This window comes from Luteipulveratus halotolerans (genome assembly GCF_001247745.1).
GTDB lineage: Bacteria > Actinomycetota > Actinomycetes > Actinomycetales > Dermatophilaceae > Luteipulveratus > Luteipulveratus halotolerans.
In genome coordinates, this window is record NZ_LAIR01000002.1 from 873,137 (window position 1) to 892,654 (window position 19,518).

Below are 19,518 nucleotides of genomic sequence, written 5' to 3' on the forward strand. Positions count from 1 at the left end.
ACGACGGGCCGAACGACGCCGACGTCTGTCAGCAGCGTGTCAAAGATTGCTCCCGACGTGGTCGGCAGTGGAAAACAACGTCGCGGCGTACGGCGGACGTGGTCACCCGTGCGAGAGCAGCAGGGCGATGAGGGCCAGCAGCGGGAACAACCCTTGAACGACGGCAGCGCGCGCCTTGCCGCGGTCGCTCGCGATGAGGACGACCGCGGCGGCGAGCATGGACGCGGTCGCAGCGGCGACGAGCGCGGTGCCCGCCTCGTCGTGGTCACCCGCGCGAAGCACGAGCCCGACGACCGTGACGATCGCGAGGAACAGGTTGTAGAAGCCCTGGTTGAACGCCCACGGCCGCATGATCTCGGCCTCCTCGCGGGAGCGGATGCCGAACGTCCGCAGCGTCGCGGGCGCCGTGAACCGCAGCGACTCGATGACGAAGATGTAGACGTGGACCAGTGCGGCGAGCGCCGCCGGGATGACGACCAGCATGGATGCCCCTTCGGGCCGGTGGCGCCGACGCGGCGCCGGATGGTGCTGATGCTAGGGCGACTCGACGACGGTGACGCCTGCAAGGGCTTCGACGATGGCGGTGGCCTGTCCGGTCGTGATGAGAGCACCCTTCATCGCGCGCAGCCGGTCGAGGTCGCACGGCCCGAGCGCGGCACCGCGCAGGTCGGCGCCCTCGAGCCGCGCGTCGAACAGATCGGCCCCGAGCAGGTCGCAGCCGTCGAGCACGCACCAGCGCAGGTCGGCGCCGCGCAGCACGGCCTCGGTGAGCCGACATCCGCTGAGGTCGGTGCGCGCGAGGGGAGCACCCGTGAGGTTGGCGCCGAACAGGTTGCAGCGCTCCAGCCGGAAGCCGAGCCCACCGACCGACTCCAGGTCGGCCGCCGTCATCCGACAGCCTCTGAACACCGTGTCGGCGAGCGAGGCGCCGCGCAGGTCGACCCGGTCCAGGGCGCAGTCGACGAACGTCACGTCCGCCAGGTCGGCGTCGCGCAGGTCGGCGTCCTGCAGGTCGCAGCGGGTCAGGGTGACTGGTCCGGTCGCCTCGGCGAGGAGGGCGCGCAGCCCTGCACCGTCGTACGCCGTGTCGGTCGTCGGGTCCTCGCTCATGCGGTGCACTGTGCCAGGCACCTCCGACTAGGCTCGGTCGTGCCCGACGCTCGACGGCACCCGACACGGAGGCGAGGCAGTCATGGGTTTCCTGGACCGCTTGTTCGGCCGCAAGGATCAGCAGCAGGCACCGACGTCGTACCCACAGCAGGCACCTCAGGGTCAGCCGCAGGCCGCCGGCTGGCAGCAGCAGCCGGCGCCCGCGTCGTACCAGCAGCCACCGCAGCAGCAGCCCGCCGACGCCGACCAGCAGGCGGTGCAGCGCTACGAGTACCTCCTGCGCACCGCGCCGCCGGAGCAGATCGAGAAGGCGCACGAGCAGGCGTTCGCCCAGCTCACGCCCGCTCAGCGCCAGCAGGTCCTCAACAAGCTCGCGCAGGCGGCACCGCAGGACGCTCCTCGCGACGACTCGCCCGCGTCGCTGGCCCGCAGCGCGACGCGCGCCGAGATGCAGCAGCCGGGCACCCTGCAGCGCGCGTTCGGTGGTCCCGGCCTCGGCGGCCGCGCGGGCGGTGCCGGCCTCGGCATGGGCGGCATGCTGCTCACGAGCGTCGCCGGAGCGTTCATCGGCACGGCGATCGCGCAGGAGATGTTCGACAATGACGTGCAGAGCGATGCGTCGCTCGACGACAGCGCCAACCCCGACAACCAGGACTCCGGCGACGGCGGGCAGGACGCGGGCCAGGCCCCCGGTGCCGATGCCGCAGGAGCCGACACCGCGGCGTACGACGGCGGCGCCGACCAGGGTTTGAGCGCCGACTCCGGGGCCGACTCCGGCTTCGACGGTGGGGGCTTCGATGGCGGGGGCTTCGATGGGGGAGACTTCGGCGGTGGATTCGACTTCTAGGAGTGGTGCGTGAGCCCGGTCTTCGACTGCTCGACCCCGCAGGGCCGTGACGACGGTCTGGCCGCGGCGAAGGAGGCGATCGGCGAGGGTCGCCTCGTCGTGCTGCCCACCGACACCGTCTACGGCCTGGCCGCCGACGCGTTCAACCCGACGGGCGTCAACGCGATCTTCAGCGCCAAGGGCCGTGGCCGCGACATGCCGCCGCCGGTCCTGGTGCCCAACCCGCGGACCGTCGACGGGCTCGCGATGGCGATGCCCTCGTGGGTCCGACGGCTGATGAAGGAGTTCTGGCCCGGCGGCCTGACGCTCGTCGTCCGCGCCCAGCAGTCCCTGTCCTGGGACCTCGGCGACACCAACGGCACGGTCGGCCTGCGCATGCCCGACGACGAGGTGGCCCTGGCGCTGCTCGCCGAGACGGGTCCGCTCGCGGTCAGCAGCGCCAACCGCACCGGTCAGCCGGCGGCCACGACGATCACCGACGCGGGCTTCCAGCTCGGACCGTTCGCCGACGTCTACCTCGACGGCGGCACCCGCGACCAGCAGCAGCCGTCGACGATCGTCGACTGCACCAAGCCCGACCCGGTGGTACTGCGCGAGGGCGCGGTGTCGGTGGCCCGGCTGCGCGAGGTGCTCGGCGACATCCACCTGGTCGCCGCGACCAGCGACGTCGAGGGCGACGACGGCAGGCGTGGCGGTGTCCCCGAGCTGCCCGACGGCGTCGAGGTCTCCTCCTCGGCCGACGTCGACGAGACCCCTGAGCCCTCGCTCGGCCAGCACTGGCACGATGCGTCCACGGTGCAGCCCTCGCGTTCGCGCGGCAGCACCGTCCTCCCGCCCCCGGCCGACCCGGCGCCCAGCGCCGACCCGGCCGCCTCGTCAGACCCGACCGATTCAGCGACAGGTGAGCCCCGATGACCACGTTCTACGGTTCCGACTACGACGCGCTCGAGCAGTTCGACCCCGACATCGCGGGCGTCCTGCTCTCCGAGCTCGACCGCCTGCGCGGTGGCCTGCAGCTCATCGCCAGCGAGAACATGTCGAGCCCGGCCGTCCTCACCGCGCTCGGCTCGACGCTGTCCAACAAGTACGCCGAGGGCTACCCGGGCCGTCGCTACTACGGCGGCTGCTCGGAGGTCGACAAGGCCGAGACGATCGCGATCGACCGCTGCAAGGCGCTGTTCGGTGCCGACCACGCCAACGTCCAGCCGCACTCCGGCGCGAGCGCCAACCAGGCGGTCTACGGCGCGTTCATGAAGCCCGGCGAGACGATCCTCGCGATGTCGCTACCGCACGGCGGCCACCTCACGCACGGCACCAAGGTGTCCTTCTCCGGCAAGTGGTTCAACGCCGTCAGCTACGGCGTCGACCAGCAGACCGAGGACATCGACTACGACCAGGTCGAGGCGCTCGCCAAGGAGCACCGCCCCAAGGTCATCCTCGCCGGCGGCTCGGCCATTCCGCGCAAGATCGACTTCGAGCGTTTCCGCGCGATCGCCGACGAGGTGGGTGCGATCTTCTGGGTCGACGCCGCACACTTCATCGGCCTGGTGGCCGGCAAGGCCATCCCGTCGCCGGTGCCCCACGCCGACGTCGTCAGCTTCACCACGCACAAGGTGCTGCGCGGCCCGCGCTCGGGCGCGATCGTCTGCAAGGAGGAGCACGCCAAGGCCATCGACAAGGCCGTGTTCCCGATGATGCAGGGCGGCCCGCAGATGCACACCATCGCGGCCAAGGCGGTCAACTTCAAGGAGTGCGCGACCCCCGAGTACGCCGCGTACGCCGAGCAGGTCATCGCCAACGCCCAGCAGCTCGCAACATCGTTGGGGGAGAAGGGGATTCGCCCCACGACCGGTGGCACCGACACCCACCTGTCCCTCCACGACCTGCAGGGCGTGGGCGTCACCGGCGCCGACGCCGAAGCACGCGCTGACGCGGCCGGCATCGTCCTCAACAAGAACGCCATCCCGTTCGACCCGCAGAAGCCCAACATCGCCTCCGGCATCCGGGTGGGCTCGCCGTCGGTCACGACGCAGGGTATGGGTGTCGAGGAGATGAAGCAGATCGCCGACCTGATCCACCAGGCGGTCACCCAGGGCGACGCCGACCCCGACCACGCCGTGACCAAGGAGGTCCGCGCCGAGGTGACCGATCTCGTGGGGCGCTTCCCCGCGTACGCCCGCGCCTGACGCCCAGTGCGCGAGTACGTCCTGGTCGCGGTGATCGCGGCCGTGTTCACCTTCGTCGCCACTCCGGCGGCCCGGTGGATCGCCGTCCGGTTCGGTGCGGTGACACCGGTCCGCGGCCGGGACGTCCACTCCGTGCCCATCCCGAGGCTCGGCGGCATCGCGATGCTGCTGGGCTTCGGGGTGGCGATGCTGGTCGGCGTCCAGCTGCCCTACCTGTCGACGCTGTCGACCCGGCAGGTGCTCGGCGTGCTCGCCGGCGCGGTCCTGATGTGCGCGCTCGGCGCCATCGACGACTTCCGTGAGCTCGACGCGCTCACCAAGTTCGCCGGCCAGATCATCGCGGCCGGGGTGATGGCGTTCTCCGGGGTCCAGTTGCTCATGCTGCCGATCGCGGGGCAGACGGTCCTGCCGCAGCCGCTGCTGATCGGCCTCACGATCTTCGTCGTGCTGGCCACCACCAACGCGGTCAACTTCGTCGACGGTCTGGACGGTCTGGCGGCGGGCGTGGTCGGGATCGCGGCCCTGACCTTCTTCGTATGGGCCTACTCCCAGCCGGACATCATCACCAACGGCGAGGACGCGAGCGTGTTCACGATCGCGACCCTGGTCGCCGCGGGGCTCGTCGGCTGCTGCGCCGGCTTCCTGCCACACAACTTCCACCCTGCGCGCCTGTTCATGGGCGACTCCGGGGCGTTGTTGCTGGGGCTGCTGCTGTCGGCGGCGACCATCTCGGTGACGGGCAACATCGACCCGGCCAACTCCGACGCGCAGGCCGCGACCGTCGCGCAGTGGCTGCCGCTCGCGCTGCCGGTGGCGATCCTCGCCCTGCCGGTGCTCGACGTCGTGATGGCGATCATCCGGCGCCGTGGGCGGTTCTCCCAGCCCGATTCCAAGCATCTGCACCATCGAATGCTCCAGATCGGCCACACGCACCGCCGTGCTGTGCTGATCTTCTACCTGTGGTCACTGTCGATCGCCGCGGGCGTGCTGGGCTATGCCTACCTGCCCGCTGCCGGCGCGACCACGCTGCTGGCCTCGCTCCTCGCGCTCTCGCTCGTGCTCACCTGGGGCGTCCCGCGCTGGAGCCAGGGCCGTCGTACGCCGGTCTGAGCCGGCGTCATCACGCCACATCCCGGACGGGTTCCAGCAGGCCCGCGCCCATGCCACATCATGTGGTGCGCAGGCCCGCGGACCGCCCGGATTCGCTCCCGATCCGGGGCTTGTGATAGTTTTCACAAGCGTTCCCACGAACGCCAGATTGCCTCTTCGCGAGGCGCTTCAGACGCCCACGATCTGTGCAGATTGAGGAAGCCCGACGATGGACTCCCGCGCCCCGCAGCCGCGGCACGACACGGCCCCGCCCGGCGTCTTCGCCGGCATGGTCCGCGTCGCGCTCATGCTGGCGATGGTCGCGCTCCCGGTCATCGTCGTCGTCGCCTGGATCTGGCGTGACGAGGACGGCGCCCTCGGTGCTCTGGTCGGCTGGCTCATCGCTGTGGTGTTCTTCACTGTCGGGCTGTTCGCCCTCAAGGTCGTGATGGCAGGTCCGGCCGGTCCCACGATGGCGGGAGCCTTCGTCGTCTACCTCGGCCAGCTGATCCTGCTCGTGGGCGCTGTGCTCGTCCTGCGTCGAGAGACGTGGTACGACGGTCGTGCGCTCGCCGGTTCGGCGATCGCCACTACCGTCGTATGGCAGATCGGTCAGATCCTGGGCTACGTCCGCGCCCGCCAGCTGGCCTTCCCTGATGCCGACCCGAGCGCCGGGGGGACGTCGTGACCACGACCCCGCTGTCGCTCTCAGGAGCTCGTCATGTCATCCACCCCTCCGACGGATCCGCCACCCGAGCGCGAGCCGCTGCACAAGCAGATGAGACCCGTGCATGCCGAGTCCGATCAGCTCGCGGCGACCGTCACCGCCTACATCGTGACCGGCCCGGCCCTCTTCGGCGGTCTCGGGCTGCTGGCCGACCACTGGCTCGGCACGGGCTTCCTGGTGCTCATCGGGATGCTCGCTGGAGCGGGTCTGGCGTTGTACGTGATCTGGCTCCGGTACGGTTCTCCCTGATCCCGGGTGAGGTCGCCGAGCAGATCGGCAGCCCACGGCCATCGGCCGCCCCGTCACACACTTCCGGTGCCACTGGCACTGATCTTGCAAACGCACCGTTCATCTTGTCGATCGAGGAGAACCTGTGAGCCTCACTGCTCTGGGCACGAGCGCCGCCGCACTGGCGACGAGTGGCGACGAAGGGGGGCACTTCCCCCCGAAGTCCGACGACTTCTGGCAGCCACTGATCACGTTCGGGCACATGGACATGTTCGGCAAGACGCAGACCTTGGCGATCACCCGTCCGATGGTCGTCATGACCGTCGTCGTCATCGCCCTGTGCACCTGGTTGCTGCTGACCACGCGCAAGGCGACTGTGGTGCCCGGCAAGGGTCAGTGGTTCACCGAGCAGGTCTACGGCTTCGCCCGCAACTCCATCGGCGAAGACATGATCGGCAGCAAGCACTTCATGAAGTACGTGCCGCTGCTGTTCTCGATGTTCGTCTTCATCCTGCTCAACAACTGGATGGGCATCATCCCGCCGTTCCAGAACCCGCCGATGGCGCGCATCGCCTTCCCGATCGCGCTCACCCTGATCATCTACTTCGTCTACCACGCGATCGGCTTCAAGAAGCACGGTGCCGCCGGTTACATCAAGTGGATGCTCCCGCCCGGGCTGCCGTTCTGGATCGCACCGTTCATCCTGCTGCTCGAGCTGATCACCTTCTTCATCACCCGCCCCCTGACCCTCGCGCTGCGACTGTTCGGCAACATGTTCGCCGGTCACATGCTGCTCGTGGTGTTCATCGTCGGTGGCTACGAGCTCCTGCTCAACGACTCGGTCGCACTGAAGTTCGCGGCCATCCCGGCATGGATCGTCGCCCTGGTGATGACCGTGTTCGAGGCGCTGGTCCAGTTCCTGCAGGCCTACGTCTTCACCCTGCTGGCCGCCTCCTACATCGGAGGCGCCCTCGCCGACGATCACTGATCGTCGAGTGAGCGCACGACAACTTCACATCGTCAGCACCCCAGACTTCCGGGCGGCGTACGGCCGCGCGGGGACCGAAAAACACGGAAAGAGGAACACTGTGGAAGGCAACCTGTCGCTCGTCGGCTACGGCATCGCCACCATCGGCCCGGCCATCGCCGTCGGCCTCATCTTCGCCGCCTACATCAACGGTGTGGCGCGTCAGCCGGAGGCTCGCACCCTGCTGCAGCCGATCGCCATCCTGGGCTTCGCGCTCGCTGAGGCGCTGGCCATCTTCGGCCTGGTGCTCTTCTTCCTCTGACCCCTCAGAGGAATCGTCACCAGCACTAGTCACGAGGAGTTGCCGTGCCGATTGCAGCACGTGTGATCGCCGAGGCCGGCGCGCCGGGCGAGGCAGGATCCAAGCCGATCCTGCCGTACTGGCCCGAACTCGTCTTCGGCCTGATTGCCTTCGGGATCTTCTACTGGGTCGTCAAGACCAAGGTGGTCCCGAAGCTGGAGCAGGCCTACGCCGAGCGCACCGCAGCCATCGAAGGTGGCATGGCGCAGGCCGAGGAAGCACAGAAGCAGGCCGAGGCTGCCAAGTCGCAGTACGAGGCCCAGCTGGCCGAGGCTCGCGCCGAGGCCGCCCAGATCCGTGAGGACGCGCGCGCCCAGGGCGCAACCATCATCGCGGAGAGCCGCGAGGAGGCCGGTGCCGAGGCGACTCGGATCACCGACTCGGCGCACAAGTCGATCGAGGCCGAGCGTCAGCAGGCAGCTGTGTCGCTGCGCAGTGATGTGGGCCGTATGTCGACCGATCTGGCCAGCCGCATCGTCGGTGAGTCGCTCGAGGACGAGACGCGTCAGCGCGGCATCGTCGAGCGTTTCCTCGCCGACCTGGAGGCCGGTCAGGTGACGCGCGAGAAGGCCAGCGCACCGCAGGGTGGCGCGACGCCGTCCGCAGGCGCTTCGCCGGCCGGGACGGGGTCCTGATGCAGGGCCCTTCCCGGGCGGCACTCGCCAAGGGCCGCGACGAGCTCGGCCAGACGCTGGCCGCGGTCCTCGACCCGGCCGGCGTCGGCGAGGAGCTGTTCTTCGTCGGTCAGACGCTCGACGGCAGCGCGTCCCTGCGGCGCGCGTTGGCCGACCCCTCACGTGAGGCGCCGGCCAAGCAGGAGCTCGTCGAGCGTCTGTTCGGGGGCAAGACCTCCGACCAGGTTGTCGAGCTCGTCCGTGCACTGGTCGCCCAGCGCTGGTCGGTCGATCGAGACCTGGCCGACGCGGTCGACCAGCTCGGCGCCGAGTCCCTGCTCGTGGCGGCCGAGCAGCAGGGTCGTGCCGATCAGGTCGAGGACGACCTGTTCCGGTTCGGCCGCACGGTCGCAGGTGACGCGGCTCTGCGCGACGCCTACGCCGACCGTCAGCGCAGCGGCGCCGACAAGGCGGCGCTGACCACCCGGCTGCTCGACGGCAAGGCCGCACCCGAGTCGGTGCGCCTCGCCGCTCACGCGGCCGAGAGCCCTCGCGGACGCCGGTTCGAGAAGGCGCTCGAGGGCTACGTCGCGATCGCCGCCCAGCGTCGCGAGCAGCTGACCGCCCTGGTCACCGCTGCGGTGCCGCTGGACGACGCGCACCAGCAGCGTCTGCGTCAGGCGCTGACCGAGATGTACGGCAAGCCGGTTCAGGTCAACGTCGTCCTCGACCCCGAGGTCGTCGGCGGGATCCGGGTGCAGATCGGTGACGAGGTCATCGACGGCACGATCGCGCGCCGTCTCGACGACGCACGTCGCGGACTGGCCGGCTGAGCCACCCGCACCTCACAACTGCAGCAGACCTCGCAACACCACAAACTTCGGGACGTACCACGGTGGGCGGCCCGGCACGAAGGAGTAGATGATGACGGAGCTCTCGATCCGTCCGGATGAGATCCGCGACGCCCTGGACGGCTACGTCCAGTCCTACGAGCCTGGCGCGGCGTCCCGTGAAGAGGTCGGTCGCGTCGTCGATGCCGGTGACGGCATCGCGCACGTCGAGGGCCTGCCCTCGGTGATGACCAACGAGCTGCTGCAGTTCGAGGACGGCACGCTCGGCCTCGCGCTCAACCTCGACGTCAACGACATCGGTGTCGTCGTCCTCGGTGAGTTCGGCGGCATCGAGGAGGGCCAGGAGGTCAAGCGCACGGGCGAGGTCCTCTCGGTCCCCGTCGGCGACGCCTACCTCGGCCGCGTGGTCGACCCGCTGGGTCAGCCGATCGACGGTCTCGGCGAGATCACGGCCGAGGCACGCCGTGCGCTGGAGCTGCAGGCTCCCAACGTCGTGTCGCGCAAGTCGGTCCACGAGCCGCTCATGACCGGTATCAAGGCGATCGACGCCATGACGCCGATCGGCCGCGGCCAGCGCCAGCTGATCATCGGTGACCGCAAGACCGGCAAGACCACGATCGCCACCGACACGATCATCAACCAGAAGCAGAACTGGGAGACGGGCGACCCCGACAAGCAGGTCCGCTGCATCTACGTCGCCATCGGTCAGAAGAACTCCACCGTCGCCGAGGTGCGCAGCACGCTCGAAGAGGCGGGCGCGCTGGAGTACACCACCATCGTCAACGCCCCCGCGGGCGACCCGGCCGGCTTCAAGTACCTCGCGCCGTTCACCGGCTCGGCCATCGGCCAGCACTGGATGTACGCCGGCAAGCACGTCCTCATCGTCTTCGACGACCTGTCGAAGCAGGCCGAGGCCTACCGCGCGATGTCGCTGCTGCTGCGCCGTCCGCCGGGCCGCGAGGCCTACCCGGGTGACGTCTTCTACCTGCACTCGCGTCTGCTCGAGCGCTGCGCGAAGCTCTCCGACGAGCTCGGCGCGGGCTCGATGACCGGCCTGCCGATCATCGAGACCAAGGCCGGTGACGTGTCGGCGTACATCCCGACCAACGTCATCTCGATCACCGACGGTCAGATCTTCCTGCAGTCCGACCTGTTCAACTCCAACCAGCGTCCGGCCGTCGACGTCGGTATCTCCGTCTCCCGAGTCGGTGGTGCCGCGATGACCAAGGCCATGAAGGGCGTCACGGGCTCGATCAAGGTCGACCTCGCGCAGTACCGCGAGATGCAGGCATTCGCCATGTTCGCCTCCGACCTCGACGCGGCCTCGCGTCAGCAGCTGGCCCGCGGTGAGCGTCTGATGTCGCTGTTCAAGCAGCCGCAGAACTCCCCGTACCCGCTCGAGGAGCAGGTCGCGGCGCTGTGGGCCGGCACCACCGGCCAGCTCGACTCGGTCAAGGTCGAGGACATCCAGCGCTTCGAGAGCGAGTTCCTCGACTACCTGCGTCGCAACGAGAAGGGCTTCATGGACGCCGTCCGTGAGAGCACCAAGATCGACGACGACGGCAAGGCGACCCTCCAGCGCGCGATGGACTCCTTCAAGAAGGAGTTCCAGGCCAGCGAGGACAGGGGTGGCGAGGGCTCGGAGCAGCACGACGAGATCACCCAGGACCAGATCGACCAGGCCCAGATCGTCAAGCAGCAGTCCTGATCTGCCGCTGACGAGACGAGAAGGAGGCTCTTATGGGAGCGCAGCAGCGGGTGTACCGCCAGCGCATCCGGTCGGTCCAGGCCACCAAGAAGATCACGCGCGCCATGGAGCTCATCGCGGCGTCACGAGTGGTCAAGGCGCGTCAGTACGTCGCCGAGTCCACCCCGTACGCCCTGGCGCTGACCCGCGCGTGCTCGGCGGTGGCCAGCCACTCCGACACCAACCACCCGCTCACCACCGAGCGGGAGCAGCCCAAGCGGGTCGCGGTCCTGATCTGCACCAGTGACCGCGGCCTCGCGGGGGCGTACTCCGTCAACGCGATCAAGAAGAGCGCCGAGCTGATCGAGCGCCTGCAGAACGAGGGCAAGGAGGTCGTCCCCTACCTCGTGGGCCGCAAGGCGGTGAGCTACTTCAAGTTCCGCCGTCGCGACTACGCGAAGGAGTGGACGGGTTTCACCGACAGCCCGAAGTTCGAGGTGGCTCGTGAGATCGGCCAGCACCTCACCGACGAGTTCGTCAAGGGCTCCGAGGAGGGTGGTGTCGACGAGGTCCACGTCGTCTACACGACGTTCGTCAGCATGGTCAACCAGGAGCCGCGGGACCTGCGCCTGCTGCCCCTGGAGGTCGTCGAGGGTGAGCTGGACGCCGACGGCGACGGCCAGCCCGACGGTCCTTCGCCGCTGTACGAGTTCGAGCCGAGCGCCGAGCAGGTCCTCGACGCGCTCCTGCCGAAGTACGTCACGTCGCGCATCTTCAACGCACTGCTGCAGGCGGCGGCCTCCGAGCTCGCTGCCCGCCAGCGGGCGATGAAGTCGGCGACGGACAACGCCGAGGAGCTCATCAAGACCTACACCCGACTGGCCAACCAGGCCCGTCAGGCCGAGATCACCCAAGAGATCAGCGAGATCGTGGGCGGCGCCAGCGCGCTGGCCGACGCCTGACCCGAAGAAGGAAAGTGACACCCATGACTGCTACAGCAGCCCCTGAGGCGCAGGCGCCCGTCGAGGGTGGCGTCGGTCGCGTCTCGCGCGTGATCGGCCCCGTCGTCGACGTCGAGTTCTCCGTCGACACGATGCCCGACGTCTACAACCTGCTCCAGACCGAGGTCACCCTCGGCGACGAGAAGAAGAACCTCAACCTCGAGGTCGCCCAGCACATCGGCGACAACATGGTCCGCGCGATCTCGCTGCAGCCGACCGACGGCCTGGTCCGTGGTTCGCAGGTGAAGGACACCGGTGGCCCGATCTCGGTGCCCGTCGGTGACGTCACCCTCGGCAAGGTCTTCAACGCGACCGGTGAGTGCCTCAACCTCGAGGAGGGCGAGACCCTTCAGGTCAACGAGCGCTGGGGCATCCACCGCAAGGCACCGGCCTTCGACCAGCTGGAGTCCAAGACCCAGATGTTCGAGACCGGCATCAAGGTCATCGACCTGCTGACCCCGTACGTCCAGGGTGGAAAGATCGGCCTGTTCGGTGGCGCCGGCGTCGGCAAGACGGTGCTCATCCAGGAGATGATCGCCCGTGTCGCCAAGGACCACGGCGGTGTGTCGGTGTTCGCCGGTGTCGGTGAGCGCACCCGTGAGGGCAACGACCTGATGGTCGAGATGGAGGAGGCCGGCGTTCTCGGTCAGACCTCCCTCGTGTTCGGTCAGATGGACGAGCCGCCGGGCACGCGTCTGCGCGTCGCCCTGTCGGCCCTGACGATGGCCGAGTACTTCCGCGACGTCCAGAAGCAGGACGTGCTCCTGTTCATCGACAACATCTTCCGGTTCACCCAGGCCGGCTCGGAGGTGTCGACCCTGCTGGGCCGCATGCCGTCCGCCGTGGGCTACCAGCCGACGCTGGCCGATGAGATGGGCATCCTGCAGGAGCGCATCACCTCGACCCGTGGTCACTCGATCACCTCGATGCAGGCGATCTACGTGCCGGCCGACGACTACACCGACCCGGCCCCGGCCACGACGTTCGCCCACCTGGACGCCACGACCGAGCTCTCGCGTGAGATCGCGTCGATGGGTATCTACCCGGCCGTCGACCCGCTGACGTCGACGTCGCGCATCCTGGACCCGCGCTACATCTCGCAGGACCACTACGACACGGCCGTGCGGATCAAGGGGATCCTGCAGCGCAACAAGGAGCTGCAGGACATCATCGCGATCCTCGGTATCGACGAGCTCTCCGAGGAGGACAAGGTCCTCGTCAACCGCGCCCGTCGTATCCAGCGCTTCCTGTCGCAGAACACCTACGTCGCCAAGCAGTTCACCGGCATCGAGGGCTCGACGGTTCCGCTGGCCGACACCATCGAGGCGTTCACCAAGATCGCCGACGGTGAGTACGACCACGTCGCCGAGCAGGCCTTCTTCATGTGCGGTGGCCTCGACGACGTCGAGCGCTCCTGGGCGGAGATCCAGAAGAACCTCTAAGCCCCTTCCGGCCGGTGGTCGTCGACCTCGGGCCGGTTCGGCTTCGCTCACGAACCCCGTCACGGCTTCGGCCATGGCGGGGTTCGTGCGTGTCCGGGTGCATGCGCCGGCTGCGGGATCGGCATACCTGCGCCTCGTGACTCGTCTGCTGAGCGCTCTCGGAGCGGACTGGACCGTGCACGGCGACGGGCGCACGGTGCGCGCCGGAGACGTGGTCGCGCCCGACCAACGGCTCAGCTGGCCGCGCACGGTCGGCATCGGCGCCCAGCACGTCGTCGCGATGTTCGGCGCGACCTTCCTCGTGCCCCTGCTGACCGGGTTCCCACCGGCGACGACGCTGTTCTTCTCCGGAGTCGGCACCCTGCTGTTCCTGGTCATCACCGCAGGCAGGGTGCCGTCGTACCTCGGCTCGTCCTTTGCGTTCATCGCGCCGATCACGGCGGCGAAGGCCGACCACGGCATCGCCGGCGCGCTCGGGGGAGTGGTGCTGGCAGGCATCGTCCTCGCGGTGATCGGCGCCGTCGTCCATGCGGTGGGCGCGGGCTGGCTGCGAGCCGTGATGCCCCCTGTGGTCACCGGTGCGATCGTCGCGCTCATCGGCCTCAACCTCGCACCGGCCGCCAAGGCCAACTTCGTGAAGGCGCCGTTGACCGCCTTCGTGACGCTTGCCGTCGTCGTCCTCGTGACAGTGCTGCTGCGCGGTCTGCTCGGCCGGCTCTCGATCCTCATCGGCGTGCTCTCGGGCTATGTGGTCGCCCTCCTGCGAGGCGAGGTCGACCTCGACCCGATCTCGGGCGCACACCTGGTGGGGCTCCCGGAGTTCACGACGCCGACGTTCCACCTCTCGGTGGTCGGCCTCTTCGTGCCGGTGGTCCTGGTGCTGGTCGCCGAGAACATCGGTCACGTCAAGTCCGTGGCGCAGATGACCGGCCGTGACCTGGACCCCGTGTCAGGCCGGGCGCTCCTGGCTGATGGCGTGGCGACCACGCTCGCGGGCTTCGGGGGAGGCTCGGGTACGACGACGTACGCCGAGAACATCGGTGTCATGGCCGCGACCAAGGTCTACTCGACGGCGGCGTACTGGGTCGCGGGCGGCTGCGCCGTCCTGCTGTCGTTCTCGCCGAAGTTCGGTGCGGCGATCTCGACGATCCCGGCCGGTGTGCTCGGCGGGGCTGCGACCGCGCTCTACGGGATGATCGGCCTGCTCGGCGTCCGGATCTGGGTCGAGAACAAGGTCGACTTCGGCAACCCGATCAACCTGTTCACCGCAGCGGTCGCTCTCGTGATCGGCATCGCCGACTACACGTGGACCGTCGGAGACCTGGAGTTCGCAGGCATCGCGCTGGGCACCGCGGCTGCTCTGCTGACCTACCACGTGATGCGCGCGCTCAACAGACTCACCCGGGCCGTCGATGACCCTGCGGGAGCATGAACAGCGACACATCGGCTCAGCGCAGCGCGCCGCGACGGCGGCGATCACAGTAGGTTCTGGTCCGGGCCGCACGACCGTGGCGGCCCCGGGTGCACCCGCCGTACCGGGTGATTCTGAGAGGACCCACATGGGACTGCTGGGCGACATCAAGGACAACCTCTTCCCCGACGAGCAGGACAAGGCGGACAAGGCCAAGAGCGAGGCGAAGGACGCTGCGGACGAGGCCAAGAAGAAGGCTGACGAGGCCAAGCAGGCCCAGGCCGAGGCGGACAAGGCCTCCGGCAAGACGACTCCGGCCCAGCCGACCTCGGCTCCGGCCCAGCCGAAGGCCGCTCCTGCGCCGGCCAGCAGCAAGACCTACACGGTCAAGAAGGGTGACACCCTCAGCGAGATCGGTCAGCGCTTCGGCGTCAGCTGGCACAAGATCGCCGAGGTGAACAACATCGAGAACCCCGACCTGATCTACCCCGGTCAGGTCTTCAAGATCCCGAGCTGATCGGGTCGCGTCACGGGGCGTCTGCGGGTGACCGCGGGCGCCCCGTGCGCCGTTTGGCGGATGCGGGTGAAGTCCACGCCCGCGCGCCAGTAGGATGGTCAGATCCCGCACGTCTGCCCCGAAGGGACACCCCGTGAGTCAGCTGACCGTTGAGCTTGTCGCCGCCGACCGCAAGGTCTGGGAAGGCGAGGCCAGCCGAGTCTTCGCCCGTACTGTCGAGGGCGAGCTGGGCATCCTGCCCGGCCACACCCCGATCCTCTCGGTTCTGGTCGACGGTGAGGTGCACATCGACCCGATCGACGGTCAGCGCAAGACGGTCACCGTGGACGGCGGGTTCCTGAGCGTCGACAACGACCGCGTCACCCTGGTCTCCGAGACCGTCGACGCGTCCTCGCTGGCGGGCTGACCGAGGGGCCGCGCGTGACGGAGGTGGTGCTCACGGGCGAGATCCTGGCAGGAGTTCTGCTCCTGCTGGTTCTGGTGTGCCTCGCCTTCGTCCTGCGCCGTCACGCCATCGCCCGCGGCGGGCCGATGATGCTGATGGCCCGCCAGAAGGCCGCCGGCTGGTCACTCGGACTGGCGCGTGTCACGGCCACGGACGTCTCGTGGTTCCCGTTGATCGGGCTCACTACGCGTCCCACCGTTCGCTGGCAGCGCGGCGACCTCGACCTCGGGGCACCCGAGACGATTCGGCACAGTCGCCCGGTCGCGATGGCTGACCCGGTGTCCGTCACCTGTACGTCGTCCTCGGTCGACTTCACGATCGCGCTCTCGTCGGCCGACTACACCGCTCTGCGGTCATGGGCCGAGTCGGCCCCGCCCGGCCTCAACGCCAACGTCGCCTGACGGCTCGCCCGGTCACCGCTCACCACCAGGCACCCATGCCACGTCGCCCTGAGGCAGGTTGGCGACGCGGGCCAGGATGAACAGCAGGTCCGAGAGCCGGTTGAGGTACTTCGCGGTGAGCGGGTTGACCCCACCCGTACCCCTTTCACTGCCCTCGGCCGCCTCCTGGTCGCCGTACGCCGCCAGCGCCTCCCACGCAGACCGCTCGGCCCGGCGGACAACCGTCCGGGCGACGTGCAGGTGGGCCGCAGCCGGCGTACCCCCGGGCAGCACGAACGACCGTAGCGGCTCGAGCCGCTCGTTGTAGGTGTCGCAGTCACGCTCCAGCGCCTCGATCCACGCCGGCAGGACGCGCAGCGGCGGGTGCTCCGGCGCAGCGGCCAGGGGGTTGCACAGGTCGGCCCCCACGTCGAACAGGTCGTTCTGAACACGCAGCAGGACCGTACGGACGTCGTCGGGCAGCTCACCGCAGGCGAGCGCGACGCCGATCGCGCTGTTGGCCTCGTCGGTGTCGGCGTAGGCGACCAGCCGCGGGTCGGTCTTGCTGGTGCGGCTGAAGTCGCCGAGCGTGGTGGTGCCGTCGTCGCCGGTGCGTGTGTAGATCCGCGTCAGGTTGACCATGGCCCGATCGTTCCAGATCCCTGCTGCATCGGTGCAGGAGACGTCGGCGTTACGCCCGTGACTGAACCGTGACCTCGGGCTGCCCAACCCCAGGGCGGGGCTCGTGCGTCAATGGGTTACCAGCACGGCGAGGACGAGGAGGCGATCATGGCGCGTTCGAGCGATCGCGAGGTGACTGCTGACGTCCACGACGTCGTACCCGGCTCGGAGATCGACATCTCCGGGGTGCTCGGGGTCCAGTCCGTCGCCGACGTACGAGCCTGGCTCGGTCGAGCGATCGACGCCGGGGTCGCAGACCTCGTGCTGCACCTGGGTGACGCCGAGGTCAGCGATGCCACCGGTCTCGGTGTGATTGTCGGAGCACACCACCGCGCGCGGCGGGCGGGACGGCGGCTGGTCATCGCCGACGCGTCGCCGCGGCTGGAGCGGCTGCTGCGGGCGACCAAGCTCAACCGGGTGATCGCCGGCACCCACCAGGACGCCGCCGGCATCAACCCGATGCCCGCCTGAGCGGACGGGTTCAGAACAACCGCGACTCGGCGTCGTCCATGCCCTTGAGGGCTTCGTAGTCGAGCGTGACGCAGCGGATCCCGCGGTCCTGCGCGAGGACCCGGGCCTGGGGTTTGATCTGCTGGGCTGCGAAGACGCCGCTCACCGGAGCCAGGTGCGGATCGCGGTTGAGCAGCTCGAGGTAGCGCGTGAGCTGCTCGACGCCATCGATGTCGCCACGTCGCTTGAGCTCCACCGCCACCGTCGCGCCGTCGGCGTCCCGGCACATGATGTCGACCGGCCCGATGGCTGTCATGTACTCGCGACGGATGAGCGTGTAGCCCTCACCCAGCGTGTGGATGTGCTCGGCCAGCAGCGCCTGCAGCTGGGCCTCGACACCGTCCTTGACCAGGCCGGGGTCGACTCCGAGGTCGTGGCTGCTGTCGTGCAGCACCTCGTGCAGCCGCACCCGGAGCCGGTCCTCGGACTTGGCGTGCTGCACCACCCAGCACGCGACGACGCCCTCGTCGACCTCGTCCTCGCTGGGGTCGATCTCGGCCATCGAGCACGGCGGCGACATCCAGTTGAGCGGCTTGTACGAGCCGCCGTCGCTGTGGACCAGCACCGAGCCGTCGGCCTTGACCATGAGCAGCCGGGTGGCGAGGGGGAGATGGGCCTGCAGACGACCCTCGTAGTCGACGGAGCAACGGGCAATCACGACGCGCACCCGCGGCAGCCTACGTCGTACGCCGCCCGGGGAGTGACCGGCGTACGAGCCCACCGCCGCGGTCTGCGACACTCGCGCCATGGCTCGTGAGATCAGCACTGTCGGCGTGATCGGACTCGGCACCATGGGTGCCGGCATCGTGGAGGTCTTCGCCAAGGCGGGGCTCACCGTCGTCGGCGTCGACGGCACCCCTGAGCTCGCCGAGCGCGGCAAGGGCTTCCTGGAGGCGTCCACCGGCCGCGCGGTCGCGAAGGGCCGACTGAGCGAGGACGACCAGGCTGCCGTGCTCGGCCGCGTGACCTGGACCGACCAGCTCGGTGACCTCAAGGACGTCGACCTGGTGATCGAGGCGGTCCCGGAGCGCCTCGAGATCAAGCGCGACATCTTCGGCAAGCTCGACGACATCGTCCGTGACGACGCCGTGCTCGCGTCCAACACCTCCAGCCTGTCGCTCACCGAGATCGCCGCCTCGACCAAGCACCCGCAGCGTGTCATCGGCATGCACTTCTTCAACCCTGCGCCGGTGCTCAAGCTCGTCGAGGTCATCACGACGCTGTTCACCGACGACGAGCTGACGACCTCGGTGCGCGAGCTCGCCGAGCGGCTCGGCAAGAAGCCCGTCGTCGTCGGAGACCGCGCCGGTTTCGTCGCCAACGCGCTGCTGATCACCTACCTGGCCCGTGCCATCCGCGTGTACGAGACCGGTCACGTCTCCCGCGAGGACCTCGATGCGGCCGGCCAGGTCGGCATCGGCTTGCCCATGGGCCCACTCACGCTCAGCGACCTCATCGGCCTCGACGTCGTCAAGGAGGTGTGCGACGTGCTGTACGCCGCCACGCACGAGCCGTCGGCCGCGCCGCCTGCGCTGCTGCAGCAGATGGTCACTGCCGGTCGTCTCGGACGCAAGAGCGGCCAGGGCTTCTACACCTACGAGAAGGCCGGCTCGGGCACGGTGCTCGACGCACCTGCGGCGGCCGAGCGTTCCAGTGGCGCCACCAAGACGGTCGGCGTCGTCGGCACCGGGGACCTCGCGACCGAGCTGGTCGAGAAGCTCACCGAGTCGGGCGCTCAGGTGACCGCGGTCGACGACCCGGCTGCCGACCTGGCGCCGCTCGCCGGGCTGCCGCTCGTGCTGCTGGTCGGCGGTCCCGAGGCAGGCTGCGAGGACTGCGGCGGGGGCGAGTGCCTGATCGCCGAGGGCGCCGACCCGGCTGACGCCACCGCCTGCGAGTGCTGCCACGGCAAGGCGCCGGCCGCGTGGTTCGGTGCCGTCGCCGAGGCGCTCGACGAGCGTACGGTCGTCGTACCCACCGACGAGGCCAGCGCGTGGGCGCTCATCGGCCACCTCGACCCGCAGGTCCAGGTCGTGCCGGTTGCCGTCCACCAGCCCACGCGTGCCGGGCAGCTGGTCGAGGTCGCGCGACAGCTCGATGCGTCGGCCGAAGCGGTCGACGGGGTGCAGGCGACGTTCGACGCGGCAGGCTTCGTCACGCTGGCCTCCCGCGACCGCGCCGGCCTCGTCGTCGACGCCCTGCTCTACCCCCACCTCAACGACGCGGTCCGCATGCTCGACTCCGGCTACGCCACCGCTGAAGACATCGACACCGCGATGACGGCCGGCTGCGGCTACCCGCAGGGGCCGTTCGCGATGATCGACGCGATCGGTGCCGAGGAGGTCGCAGACGGCCTGACGCAGATGCAGCTCGAGACCGGCGAGCCGGCGCTGACGCCGTCGCCGCTGCTGGTCGAGCACGCTGCGATCGACCGGCCCTTCCTGGGCTGAGGCGCCGGGGTGCC

23 protein-coding genes are annotated in these 19,518 nt (G+C 69.2%); 19 read left to right on the forward strand and 4 right to left on the reverse strand.

Features of this window, described 5'->3' with window-relative positions:
- Nucleotides 1-102 precede the first annotated feature (102 nt).
- A complete protein-coding gene (locus VV01_RS04715; protein ID WP_050668885.1) occupies nucleotides 103-483 on the reverse strand; it encodes a DUF1304 domain-containing protein in 381 nt (126 codons plus the stop codon).
- A 51-nt stretch (nucleotides 484-534) separates the two neighbouring features.
- On the reverse strand, nucleotides 535-1,110 hold the full coding sequence (locus VV01_RS24590) for a pentapeptide repeat-containing protein (protein WP_071606513.1): 576 nt from the start codon (nucleotides 1,108-1,110) through the stop codon (nucleotides 535-537).
- An 82-nt stretch (nucleotides 1,111-1,192) separates the two neighbouring features.
- Here VV01_RS24590 and VV01_RS04725 point away from each other — a divergent pair, with 82 nt between their 5' ends.
- The 17 genes from VV01_RS04725 to VV01_RS04805 all read left to right on the forward strand — a co-directional run bounded on the left by VV01_RS04725 (nucleotide 1,193) and on the right by VV01_RS04805 (nucleotide 15,884).
- Nucleotides 1,193-1,957, forward strand: coding sequence for a hypothetical protein (locus VV01_RS04725; protein ID WP_050668887.1), 765 nt, complete (start codon nucleotides 1,193-1,195; stop codon nucleotides 1,955-1,957).
- A gap of 9 nt (nucleotides 1,958-1,966) precedes the next feature.
- Complete coding sequence (locus VV01_RS04730; protein ID WP_071606291.1) at nucleotides 1,967-2,872, forward strand: L-threonylcarbamoyladenylate synthase; 906 nt, start codon at nucleotides 1,967-1,969, stop codon at nucleotides 2,870-2,872.
- On the forward strand, nucleotides 2,869-4,143 hold the full coding sequence (locus tag VV01_RS04735) for a serine hydroxymethyltransferase (RefSeq protein ID WP_050668888.1): 1,275 nt from the start codon (nucleotides 2,869-2,871) through the stop codon (nucleotides 4,141-4,143). Before VV01_RS04730 ends, VV01_RS04735 begins: the two co-directional genes overlap by 4 nt.
- A 6-nt stretch (nucleotides 4,144-4,149) precedes the next feature.
- A complete protein-coding gene (locus VV01_RS04740) occupies nucleotides 4,150-5,253 on the forward strand; it encodes a glycosyltransferase family 4 protein (RefSeq protein WP_050668889.1) in 1,104 nt (367 codons plus the stop codon).
- Nucleotides 5,254-5,461: 208 nt separating this feature from the next.
- Nucleotides 5,462-5,920 carry a hypothetical protein gene (locus VV01_RS04745; protein WP_050668890.1) on the forward strand — a complete coding sequence of 153 codons (459 nt, stop codon included), beginning with the start codon at nucleotides 5,462-5,464 and terminating at the stop codon, nucleotides 5,918-5,920.
- 33 nt (nucleotides 5,921-5,953) lie between these two features.
- Nucleotides 5,954-6,208, forward strand: a complete 255-nt coding sequence (locus tag VV01_RS04750) for a hypothetical protein (protein ID WP_197274990.1) — start codon at nucleotides 5,954-5,956, stop codon at nucleotides 6,206-6,208.
- A 124-nt stretch (nucleotides 6,209-6,332) separates the two neighbouring features.
- Entirely contained in the window at nucleotides 6,333-7,175 is an 843-nt protein-coding gene (gene atpB / locus VV01_RS04755) for a F0F1 ATP synthase subunit A (protein WP_050668891.1), read from the forward strand.
- 100 nt (nucleotides 7,176-7,275) lie between these two features.
- Nucleotides 7,276-7,476 carry an ATP synthase F0 subunit C gene (locus VV01_RS04760; protein WP_050668892.1) on the forward strand — a complete coding sequence of 67 codons (201 nt, stop codon included), beginning with the start codon at nucleotides 7,276-7,278 and terminating at the stop codon, nucleotides 7,474-7,476.
- A gap of 50 nt (nucleotides 7,477-7,526) precedes the next feature.
- Nucleotides 7,527-8,150 (forward strand): F0F1 ATP synthase subunit B, encoded by a 624-nt coding sequence (locus VV01_RS04765; protein ID WP_050671724.1) that lies wholly within the window; start codon nucleotides 7,527-7,529, stop codon nucleotides 8,148-8,150.
- Nucleotides 8,150-8,962: a F0F1 ATP synthase subunit delta gene (locus VV01_RS04770; RefSeq protein ID WP_050668893.1), complete on the forward strand. Its 813-nt coding sequence runs from the start codon at nucleotides 8,150-8,152 to the stop codon at nucleotides 8,960-8,962. Before VV01_RS04765 ends, VV01_RS04770 begins: the two co-directional genes overlap by 1 nt.
- A gap of 91 nt (nucleotides 8,963-9,053) precedes the next feature.
- Nucleotides 9,054-10,688, forward strand: coding sequence for a F0F1 ATP synthase subunit alpha (atpA, locus tag VV01_RS04775; RefSeq protein ID WP_050668894.1), 1,635 nt, complete (start codon nucleotides 9,054-9,056; stop codon nucleotides 10,686-10,688).
- Between the two features lie 32 nt (nucleotides 10,689-10,720).
- Nucleotides 10,721-11,629 (forward strand): F0F1 ATP synthase subunit gamma, encoded by a 909-nt coding sequence (locus tag VV01_RS04780; RefSeq protein WP_050668895.1) that lies wholly within the window; start codon nucleotides 10,721-10,723, stop codon nucleotides 11,627-11,629.
- A gap of 23 nt (nucleotides 11,630-11,652) precedes the next feature.
- Nucleotides 11,653-13,110: a F0F1 ATP synthase subunit beta gene (atpD, locus tag VV01_RS04785; RefSeq protein WP_050668896.1), complete on the forward strand. Its 1,458-nt coding sequence runs from the start codon at nucleotides 11,653-11,655 to the stop codon at nucleotides 13,108-13,110.
- Nucleotides 13,111-13,258: 148 nt separating this feature from the next.
- Nucleotides 13,259-14,542: a uracil-xanthine permease family protein gene (locus VV01_RS04790; protein WP_050671725.1), complete on the forward strand. Its 1,284-nt coding sequence runs from the start codon at nucleotides 13,259-13,261 to the stop codon at nucleotides 14,540-14,542.
- 127 nt (nucleotides 14,543-14,669) lie between these two features.
- The gene (locus tag VV01_RS04795; protein WP_050668897.1) at nucleotides 14,670-15,038 is read left to right on the forward strand and encodes a LysM peptidoglycan-binding domain-containing protein; all 369 of its coding nucleotides are present in this window, start codon (nucleotides 14,670-14,672) and stop codon (nucleotides 15,036-15,038) included.
- 133 nt (nucleotides 15,039-15,171) lie between these two features.
- Complete coding sequence (locus tag VV01_RS04800; RefSeq protein WP_050668898.1) at nucleotides 15,172-15,444, forward strand: F0F1 ATP synthase subunit epsilon; 273 nt, start codon at nucleotides 15,172-15,174, stop codon at nucleotides 15,442-15,444.
- A 14-nt stretch (nucleotides 15,445-15,458) separates the two neighbouring features.
- Nucleotides 15,459-15,884: a DUF2550 family protein gene (locus tag VV01_RS04805; protein WP_050668899.1), complete on the forward strand. Its 426-nt coding sequence runs from the start codon at nucleotides 15,459-15,461 to the stop codon at nucleotides 15,882-15,884.
- A 12-nt stretch (nucleotides 15,885-15,896) separates the two neighbouring features.
- Here the strand turns inward: VV01_RS04805 and VV01_RS04810 are convergent, their stop codons facing one another.
- Complete coding sequence (locus tag VV01_RS04810; RefSeq protein WP_050668900.1) at nucleotides 15,897-16,505, reverse strand: cob(I)yrinic acid a,c-diamide adenosyltransferase; 609 nt, start codon at nucleotides 16,503-16,505, stop codon at nucleotides 15,897-15,899.
- A 111-nt stretch (nucleotides 16,506-16,616) separates the two neighbouring features.
- On the opposite strand from VV01_RS04810, the gene VV01_RS04815 reads away from it, so the two are divergent.
- A complete protein-coding gene (locus VV01_RS04815; protein WP_231635156.1) occupies nucleotides 16,617-17,015 on the forward strand; it encodes an STAS domain-containing protein in 399 nt (132 codons plus the stop codon).
- 10 nt (nucleotides 17,016-17,025) lie between these two features.
- On the opposite strand, the gene nucS is transcribed toward VV01_RS04815, so the two are convergent.
- Nucleotides 17,026-17,721: an endonuclease NucS gene (nucS, locus tag VV01_RS04820; protein WP_050671727.1), complete on the reverse strand. Its 696-nt coding sequence runs from the start codon at nucleotides 17,719-17,721 to the stop codon at nucleotides 17,026-17,028.
- Nucleotides 17,722-17,800: 79 nt separating this feature from the next.
- On the opposite strand from nucS, the gene VV01_RS04825 reads away from it, so the two are divergent.
- Nucleotides 17,801-19,504: a 3-hydroxybutyryl-CoA dehydrogenase gene (locus tag VV01_RS04825; RefSeq protein WP_050668901.1), complete on the forward strand. Its 1,704-nt coding sequence runs from the start codon at nucleotides 17,801-17,803 to the stop codon at nucleotides 19,502-19,504.
- Nucleotides 19,505-19,518: the final 14 nt, after the last annotated feature.

What these genes read in the sequence shown, in the direction of transcription:
- VV01_RS24590 (WP_071606513.1), bottom strand. Translation starts at nt 1,110, where the DNA reads ATGAGCGAGGACCCGACGACCGACACGGCGTACGACGGTGCAGGGCTG.
- atpA (WP_050668894.1), top strand. Translation starts at nt 9,054, where the DNA reads ATGACGGAGCTCTCGATCCGTCCGGATGAGATCCGCGACGCCCTGGAC.
- VV01_RS04715 (WP_050668885.1), bottom strand. Translation starts at nt 483, where the DNA reads ATGCTGGTCGTCATCCCGGCGGCGCTCGCCGCACTGGTCCACGTCTAC.
- VV01_RS04745 (WP_050668890.1), top strand. Translation starts at nt 5,462, where the DNA reads ATGGACTCCCGCGCCCCGCAGCCGCGGCACGACACGGCCCCGCCCGGC.
- VV01_RS04815 (WP_231635156.1), top strand. Translation starts at nt 16,617, where the DNA reads ATGGGTTACCAGCACGGCGAGGACGAGGAGGCGATCATGGCGCGTTCG.
- atpD (WP_050668896.1), top strand. Translation starts at nt 11,653, where the DNA reads ATGACTGCTACAGCAGCCCCTGAGGCGCAGGCGCCCGTCGAGGGTGGC.
- VV01_RS04825 (WP_050668901.1), top strand. Translation starts at nt 17,801, where the DNA reads ATGGCTCGTGAGATCAGCACTGTCGGCGTGATCGGACTCGGCACCATG.
- VV01_RS04735 (WP_050668888.1), top strand. Translation starts at nt 2,869, where the DNA reads ATGACCACGTTCTACGGTTCCGACTACGACGCGCTCGAGCAGTTCGAC.
- VV01_RS04810 (WP_050668900.1), bottom strand. Translation starts at nt 16,505, where the DNA reads ATGGTCAACCTGACGCGGATCTACACACGCACCGGCGACGACGGCACC.
- VV01_RS04725 (WP_050668887.1), top strand. Translation starts at nt 1,193, where the DNA reads ATGGGTTTCCTGGACCGCTTGTTCGGCCGCAAGGATCAGCAGCAGGCA.
- VV01_RS04750 (WP_197274990.1), top strand. Translation starts at nt 5,954, where the DNA reads ATGTCATCCACCCCTCCGACGGATCCGCCACCCGAGCGCGAGCCGCTG.
- VV01_RS04795 (WP_050668897.1), top strand. Translation starts at nt 14,670, where the DNA reads ATGGGACTGCTGGGCGACATCAAGGACAACCTCTTCCCCGACGAGCAG.
- VV01_RS04770 (WP_050668893.1), top strand. Translation starts at nt 8,150, where the DNA reads ATGCAGGGCCCTTCCCGGGCGGCACTCGCCAAGGGCCGCGACGAGCTC.
- VV01_RS04780 (WP_050668895.1), top strand. Translation starts at nt 10,721, where the DNA reads ATGGGAGCGCAGCAGCGGGTGTACCGCCAGCGCATCCGGTCGGTCCAG.